General features: G+C 72.5%; 9 protein-coding genes and 1 tRNA gene. 4 read left to right on the plus strand and 6 right to left on the minus strand.

Features of this window, described 5'->3' with window-relative positions; translation table 11 throughout:
• The first annotated feature begins 212 nt into the window (after positions 1-212).
• Positions 213-1,184 (plus strand): serine hydrolase, encoded by a 972-nt coding sequence (locus ASF38_RS05420; RefSeq protein ID WP_056574269.1) that lies wholly within the window; start codon positions 213-215, stop codon positions 1,182-1,184.
• Between the two features lie 24 nt (positions 1,185-1,208).
• On the opposite strand, the gene ASF38_RS05425 is transcribed toward ASF38_RS05420, so the two are convergent.
• From ASF38_RS05425 to ASF38_RS05445, 5 genes are all read right to left on the minus strand, one after another.
• A complete protein-coding gene (locus ASF38_RS05425) occupies positions 1,209-2,132 on the minus strand; it encodes an AEC family transporter (protein WP_056552191.1) in 924 nt (307 codons plus the stop codon).
• A gap of 126 nt (positions 2,133-2,258) precedes the next feature.
• A complete protein-coding gene (locus ASF38_RS17435; protein ID WP_056552194.1) occupies positions 2,259-2,558 on the minus strand; it encodes a hypothetical protein in 300 nt (99 codons plus the stop codon).
• Between the two features lie 342 nt (positions 2,559-2,900).
• Positions 2,901-4,022, minus strand: a complete 1,122-nt coding sequence (locus ASF38_RS05435) for an aromatic acid exporter family protein (RefSeq protein WP_055968712.1) — start codon at positions 4,020-4,022, stop codon at positions 2,901-2,903.
• Between the two features lie 67 nt (positions 4,023-4,089).
• Positions 4,090-4,437, minus strand: a complete 348-nt coding sequence (locus tag ASF38_RS05440) for a co-chaperone GroES (RefSeq protein ID WP_055968713.1) — start codon at positions 4,435-4,437, stop codon at positions 4,090-4,092.
• Positions 4,438-4,439: 2 nt separating this feature from the next.
• Positions 4,440-4,688 (minus strand): DUF3618 domain-containing protein, encoded by a 249-nt coding sequence (locus ASF38_RS05445; RefSeq protein WP_055968715.1) that lies wholly within the window; start codon positions 4,686-4,688, stop codon positions 4,440-4,442.
• Positions 4,689-4,734: 46 nt separating this feature from the next.
• On the opposite strand from ASF38_RS05445, the gene bcp reads away from it, so the two are divergent.
• The 3 genes from bcp (at position 4,735) to ASF38_RS05460 (ending at position 6,283) form a co-directional block, all read left to right on the plus strand.
• Entirely contained in the window at positions 4,735-5,211 is a 477-nt protein-coding gene (gene bcp / locus ASF38_RS05450; protein ID WP_055968717.1) for a thioredoxin-dependent thiol peroxidase, read from the plus strand.
• Positions 5,212-5,246: 35 nt separating this feature from the next.
• Positions 5,247-5,328 (plus strand) — tRNA-Leu (locus tag ASF38_RS05455).
• A gap of 55 nt (positions 5,329-5,383) precedes the next feature.
• The gene (locus ASF38_RS05460) at positions 5,384-6,283 is read left to right on the plus strand and encodes a carbohydrate kinase (protein ID WP_056552197.1); all 900 of its coding nucleotides are present in this window, start codon (positions 5,384-5,386) and stop codon (positions 6,281-6,283) included.
• A gap of 15 nt (positions 6,284-6,298) precedes the next feature.
• Here the strand turns inward: ASF38_RS05460 and ASF38_RS05465 are convergent.
• The coding region (locus tag ASF38_RS05465) for an SRPBCC family protein (protein WP_369815172.1) at positions 6,299-6,747 on the minus strand (449 nt) is incomplete at its 5' end.

Raw genomic sequence — 6,747 nt, forward strand, 5'->3', positions numbered from 1 at the left:
GACGTTCGAGGAGGCCAAGGCCGCGGGCCAGGGCGTCGTGACGTTCAACGGGAAGATGGTCGAGGAGCTGCACGTGCGCGACGCGCGACGCATCCTCGCCTTCCACGAGGCGCTCGCGGGTCGCTGACCCACCGAGACCTCCGCCGGACGGACCCCGGACATCAGCCTCGCGGCCGATGTGCCGGGGTCCTGTCGTCGACCAGGGTGGGGGCATGAGCTTCGAGGAGACCGTCCGTGACGACGCCCTGCACCGCTGGGCCGCCGACGCTCTCGGCGGCGGCTCCTGGGCCGTGGCCACCATCGAGCCGGGAGCCACCCGCGTGGCGGTCCAGAGCATCGACCCCGGGGACGACCTGGAGATCGGCTCGATCTCCAAGGGTCTGACCGCGTTGCTCCTGGCGGACGCCGTCGAGCGCGGCGAGATGCTGCTGACCGACCGGCTCGACACCTTCCTGCCGCTCGACGGGTCACCGGCCGGCCTGGTGACGCTGGACGCGCTGTCACGGCATCGTTCGGGGCTGCCGAGCCTGCCGGCGCAGGCGCACATGGGCCGCCGGACGGCGTCCTGGCTGCTGCTCGCCACCAATCCGTACGGCGACACCCTCGCGGAGCTGCTGGAGCAGACCCGGGCGACGAAGGTCGGCCGACCCCGCCCCGTGTACTCCAACCTCGGCTTCCAGCTGCTGGGCCACGCCGTCGCGGCCGCAGCGGGTCGTCCGTATCGCGACCTGCTGGCCGAGCGGCTGCTCGGTCCGCTCGGTCTGGCCAGCGCCTCGGTACCGGCCACCCCCGACGAGCTGGGTCAGCGCGCCGTGGTCGGCCGCACACGATGGGGCCGCCGAGCCGAGCCGTGGACGGGCGAGGCGCTCGGTCCCGCGGGCGGGGTGCGGATGTCGGTGCGCGACGCGGCGACGCTGGCACGAGCCCTGCTCGAGGGCAGCGCGCCGGGCACCGCGGCGCTCGAGCCGGTCGACGACTTCGCGCCCGGCGCCCGGATCGGCGCCGCGTGGATCACGTCGTTGCACGACGGCGTCGACGTCACGTGGCACAACGGCGGCACGGGCGGCTTCCGCACCTGGCTCGGTCTCGACCGGGCGGCCGGCACGGCCGCAGTCGTGCTGAACGCACGGGTCCGTTCGGTCGACGCCGTCGGTCGACGTCTGCTCGCGACCTTGCGCACCTGATCCCCGGCGGGAGCCGGGCCGGACTCAGGTGAGCAGCGCCGCGACGACCGCGACCGCGGGGACCGAGAGCACCGTGGTGGCGAACACGGCGTCGCGGGCGAGGACGGTCGAACGGTCGTAGCGCACCGCGATCACGAAAATGTTCTGCGCCGCCGGCAGCGCGGCCAGGACGGTCACGGCCAGGAGCGGGTCCCCGTCCATCCCCAGCGCGAACCGTCCCACGGTGTAGGCGGCGACCGGCTGGACGACGAGCTTCAGCACGACGATGAGCGCCAGCACGGGCGCGTTGCCGCCACTGCCCGGACGCGGGCCGAGTCGCAGCGAGACGCCATAGGCGATGAGCATGGCCGGGACCGCCATGGCCCCGACCAGGCCGAGCGGCTCGTCGACGAGGCGAGGGATCCGGGCATCGGTGATCGACAGCGCGAGGCCCAGCAGCGACGCCACGGTCAGGGGCGTGCGGAGCGGACGCGTGAGGAAGCGGTGCCACGGCACCCGCTCCTGCGCCACCGCGGCGTCGAGCACGGCGAGGGCGAGTGGCTGCAGCACCAGCATCTGCAGCAGCAGCGTGGGAGCGACGAGTGCGGCGTCGCCGAGGACGTAGGCCGCGATGGGCAGCCCCAGGTTCCCGGCGTTGACGTAGGCCGAGGAGAGCGCGCCGACGACGGTGTCGGCGAGGTCCTGGCGCAGCACGAGCCGCGCGACGAGCAGGTAGAGCGCGACGACGACCGCGACCGCGGCCGACGTGGCGGCGAGGTTCCGCGACAGGACGGCCGAGACGTCGGCGTCCTGCAGGACGGTGATCATCAGGGCGGGACTGGCCACGTAGAAGGCGAGGCGCGAGAGCACGACCTGGGCGTTCAGGTCGAAGATCCGAAGGTGTGCCAGGAGGGCACCGAGGGCGATGAGCGCACCGATGGTGCTGAAACCCTCCAGGACCCCGGTCATCACCCCGATCGTCCCAGACCCTCGACCGCCTCCCTCAGCCGGTCCGTTCCGCTGGTCGCGGCGCGCAGGTCCGCAGACGCACGTGGCCCCCGGTCGAGGACCGGGGGCCACGCGGTGGGGCGTCGTTCAGCGGTAGGACCGCTGGCTCAGCACCTGCAGCTGGTGCGCGTCCTTCATGGCCTGCGCCTCGCGGCGCTGCCGGACGGTCTCCAGCAGGACCTGTCGGTCGGTCTCCGACATCTCGTCCCAGGCGCGCTTGCGGCGAGCACCGGAGCGAAGGGGGTTCCGTGCCATCGCGTTCACCCCCTCTCCCCTTGTCCAGGTGGTGCGGTGTCCGTCGCGGTCGGTCCTGGTCGGGGCCGTGGCGATCTGGTCGGTCGTCGGGGTGTCTGCGGGCAAGGTGTCGGTGTTCTGGTGCTGGTTCATTGCGCGCCTCCTTTCTGCGAGGTGGTCGGGTGTGGTCGAAGGGATGGGATCGTGGGTGGGCAGACGAGAAGAGCCGCCCTGGACGTGGTGTCCTGAGCGGCTCGAAGCCAGGGTGTCGGTCAGCGGTGCTGACGTGACGGATCTGGCTAGACGGAGACTGCGCCGAGGACGAGGGAGCCGGCGAACGCGGCACCACGGGACGTGTGATCGAAGGCGATCGGTGTCGTGGTCTGGTTCATTGCGGCTCACCTCCTCAGGCGGTCTGGTGTCGTCACCGTAGCGCACCCGGGCCGCCGCGCGCCACCGTCCGTGGGTGCGTGTCCCGCCGACCTCGGCGGGGCGTCACTCGAAGTCGAGTGCGGCGTCGATCTCGTCGCGGCTCGCGCCGCAGACGAACATCAGGTCGGCTGCGATGGACCGCACCTGTGCCGTGATGGCCGCCGTGTTCAGCGTCATCGTGTCCGGCAGCGCCGCGACGGCGATGCGGGCGGCCTCGACGAGCTGGTCGCGGGCGCCGGCGAAGTCGTCGAGCGAGGACAGGTCGTCGGCGATGACGTCGACGGCCTCGGCCAGGGCCTCCACGGACTGCTCGAGGGCGTCCGGTCCGACCTCGTCGTGGCGCAGCATCGCGCTGACCCGCCGTGCGAGCACCCGGGAGTCACGGATGGCGTTGTCGAAGTCGCGGACGGCTCCCACGTAGAGCGCCAGGTGCTCGCGCTGCCGCCAGCGCATGGGCGACATGCGGGCGATCTCGCTGACGTTGCGCGCCGTCGCGTCGAGGGAGTCGATGCTGCCCTGCATGCCGCGGGCCCGCTCGAGCGCCTCGTCGGCCACGCCGGGGTCACGCTCACGCAGGGACCGTGCGGTTCCCCTCAGCACCGACGCCAGCTGGCGCAGCAGACGCTGCACCTCCGCGTCGATGTCGCGCACCGGGTTGCGGGGCAGCAGCAGGACCATGGCCATGCCGCACAGGCCACCGATCAGCGCGTCCAGGAAGCGGGTCAGGGCCGGGTTGCCCGCCCCGGCCGCGGGCACCACGGCCGCCAGCAGCACGGCGGAGTTGGCGGCCTGGGTCAGGGCCAGGCCCCGGATGCCGGTGAGCGTGGCTGCGACGACCGTGAGCAGGACGACGAGCGCCATCTGCGCCGGCCCGCGTCCGATCGTCAGGATGATGAGCTCGCCCACGAGCACCCCGAGCGCCACACCGACGACGACCTCGACGAGCGTACGACCACGGAGGCCACCGCCCGCGGTGATCACGACGACCGCGGCGATGGGGGCGAAGAACGCCTGCTGGTGCCCGAACACCTGGGTGGCGATGAGGAACGCGGCCGCGGTCGCGATCCCCAGGCGGAGCATCAGGCGCCAGCGACGGCGCAGGAGCAGGAGGCGGTCGAGGAAGGTCTCCTCGCTGCGGCGCAGACGGATGCGGCGCAGGGGGACGTCACGACCCGTGCCGCTCATCGCTCCTCCGCTCCCCCACGTCCGGCCCCACCTACGACACCGCTCGTCCCTACCGTGCCCGCGCCGATCACAGGTACAGGCCGGTCTGGCCCTCCTCGATGCGCTCCGACGCGACCGCGTGCAGGTCGCGCTCGCGCAGCAGCACGAAGCTCTCGCCCCGCACCTCGACCTCGGCGCGCTCCTCGGGATCGAAGAGCACGCGGTCGCCGACCTCGACGGCCCGCACGTGCGCGCCGACCGCCTCGACCTTGGCCCAGGCCAGCCGCTTGCCCATCGCCGCGGTGGCCGGGATCAGGATGCCGCCCCCCGAGCGCCGCTCCCCCGCCTCCTCGTCGATCGACACGAGCAGGCGGTCGTGCAGCATCCGGATGGCGAGCTTTCCGCCGTCGTCCCGTGCTCCCTCGGTACCGGGCATGGTCAGCCGAGCACCCGGCGCAGCACGACGATCGCTGCCACGGAGCCGACGACGCCGAGCACCACGGGCACCACGGTCTCGTAGCGGACCGATCCGTCCGGGCCGACGAACTTCGCCTTCACGTCGGCCAGGCTGCGCCGCGCGATGTTCTTGGGGTTCGTGCGGTCGACCAGGGCGTCGACGGTGTCGGCGAGCCGCTCGCGGATCTGCTCGATCTCGTCGACCAGCTCATCGGTCTGTGACGTGCCCACGTGGCGCCTCTCGTCGGTGCGGACTGGTCTTGCAAGGATAGGACCCATGACGACGCGACTGCAGCCCGGTGACACCGCACCCGACTTCACCCTCCCCGACGACACCGGCCAGGAGGTCACGCTGTCGAGCTTGCGGGGCGGCAAGGTGATCGTGTACTTCTACCCCGCGGCCATGACGCCGGGGTGCACGAAGCAGGCCACGGACTTCTCCGGGGCGCTCGACGACCTGCAGGCCGAGGGCTACACCGTCGTCGGCATCAGTCCGGACAAGCCCGAGAAGCTGGCGAAGTTCCGCGAACGCGACGGGCTCACCATCACGCTGCTCTCCGACGTCGACCGCTCGGTGATGACCGCATGGGGCGCCTTCGGCGAGAAGAAGCTCTACGGCAAGGTCGTCGAGGGCGTCATCCGCTCCACGGTCGTGATCGGCGAGGACGGCACCGTCGAGGTGGCGCAGTACAACGTGAAGGCCACCGGACACGTGGCCAAGCTGCGCCGCGACCTCGGGCTCGACGCCGCCTGACCCGGATCCCCCTGGCCTAGGCTGGGGGCGCACCCGCCGGTGTGGTGGAACTGGTAGACACGCGGCACTTAGGATGCCGTGCCCCAGGGCGTGCAGGTTCGAGTCCTGTCACCGGCACCCGGTCCCCACGGCCACGCCGTGCGGCGGACCCGGGTCACGGCAGACTGTGGCCATGGTCCTGGTCATCGGTGAAGCCCTCGTCGACATCGTCGAACGACCCGACGGGTCGCGCACCGAGCATCCCGGTGGCAGCCCCGCCAACGTGGCCGTCGGTCTCGGGCGCCTCGGCGTCACCCCGGTGCTCGCCACGAGCCTGGCCACCGACGACCTGGGAGCGCTCGTGCGCATGCACCTCGCGGAGTCGGGCGTGCGCCTCATGCCCGGGCTCAAGGAGCTGGAGCGCACCTCCACCGCCGTCGCCACGCTGGCCGAGGACGGCAGCGCGAGCTACGACTTCGACATCTGCTGGGACCCGGGCCGCATCTGGGCCGAGGAGGTCCCCGACATCGTCCACACGGGCTCGATCGCCGCGTTCCTGGAGCCGGGCGCCGACGACGTCGAGGACGCCCTGCGCCGGCTCGCGCCCATGTGCACCGTCACCTTCGACCCCAACGTCCGACCGTCGCTCCTGCCGAGCCGCGCGGAGGCGCTGGACCGGATGGAGTCCCTGCTCCCGCTGTGCGACGTGGTCAAGGTCAGCGACGAGGACCTGGCCTGGCTCGAGCCGCACAGCGACCCCGCCGACACCGCCCGCAGCTGGCTGGCGGCCGGGCCGGCGGCCGTCGTCATGACGATGGGCGCCCGCGGCGCGCGGACCTACACGCACCGCGGCTCCATCGCCTCGAGGGCGCAGGCGTCCCACGTGGTCGACACCGTCGGCGCCGGCGACGCCTTCATGTCGGGACTCATCGCGGGCCTCAAGGACGACGGGCTCGACGGCGCGGCCGGCAGCACGCGCCTGCACGCCTCCGACCTCACGCTGTGGCGCAGTGTCACCGACCTCGCGTCACGCTGCTCCGCGTTCGTGGTCGGCCGCGCCGGCGCCCAGCCTCCCTGGGAGCACGAGCTCTGAGCGCGGCACCGAGGCTCAGGGGACGAGCTTCGGCAGGTTCGCGTTGATCTTCTGGGTCAGCACCTTCGCCACGGCGGCGGCCACGCCGGGAACCGGGGCGTCGAAGTGGATCGTGTAGTCCAGGTGCGTGCCACCGTCGGCGGTGGGCGTCAGCACCTGGATGCCGCGGTGGCCCTTCAGCGGGCTGCCCTGGGTGATCTCGTACTCGATGCGCTCGTCGGGCTCGGAGACCACGACGGTCTCGACGAATCCGGGCAGGGGCCCGAGCTTGAGCGTGCGGGCCGAGCCCACGCCGTTGCGCGACGTGTGACCGTCCCGCAGGCGCGTGATGCTCGCCCCGAACAGCGGACCGAGGTTCTCGTGCTCGCCGAGCGCGGCGAACACGTCGGCGGGGGCGGAGCGGAAGGTGTGGGTCACGTGGACACGGGGCTGGCCGAGGGAGGAGGACTGTCCGGGGGCGGGGG

The sequence above is a fragment of the Aeromicrobium sp. Leaf272 genome (assembly GCF_001422865.1).
Taxonomy (GTDB): Bacteria; Actinomycetota; Actinomycetes; order Propionibacteriales; family Nocardioidaceae; genus Aeromicrobium.

Excerpts from the sequence above, each read along its gene's own strand:
- ASF38_RS05440 (WP_055968713.1), bottom strand. The coding sequence starts at position 4,437 with ATGCCCGGTACCGAGGGAGCACGGGACGACGGCGGAAAGCTCGCCATC.
- ASF38_RS05425 (WP_056552191.1), bottom strand. The coding sequence starts at position 2,132 with ATGACCGGGGTCCTGGAGGGTTTCAGCACCATCGGTGCGCTCATCGCC.
- ASF38_RS05420 (WP_056574269.1), top strand. The coding sequence starts at position 213 with ATGAGCTTCGAGGAGACCGTCCGTGACGACGCCCTGCACCGCTGGGCC.
- ASF38_RS17435 (WP_056552194.1), bottom strand. The coding sequence starts at position 2,558 with ATGAACCAGCACCAGAACACCGACACCTTGCCCGCAGACACCCCGACG.
- ASF38_RS05435 (WP_055968712.1), bottom strand. The coding sequence starts at position 4,022 with ATGAGCGGCACGGGTCGTGACGTCCCCCTGCGCCGCATCCGTCTGCGC.
- bcp (WP_055968717.1), top strand. The coding sequence starts at position 4,735 with ATGACGACGCGACTGCAGCCCGGTGACACCGCACCCGACTTCACCCTC.
- ASF38_RS05460 (WP_056552197.1), top strand. The coding sequence starts at position 5,384 with ATGGTCCTGGTCATCGGTGAAGCCCTCGTCGACATCGTCGAACGACCC.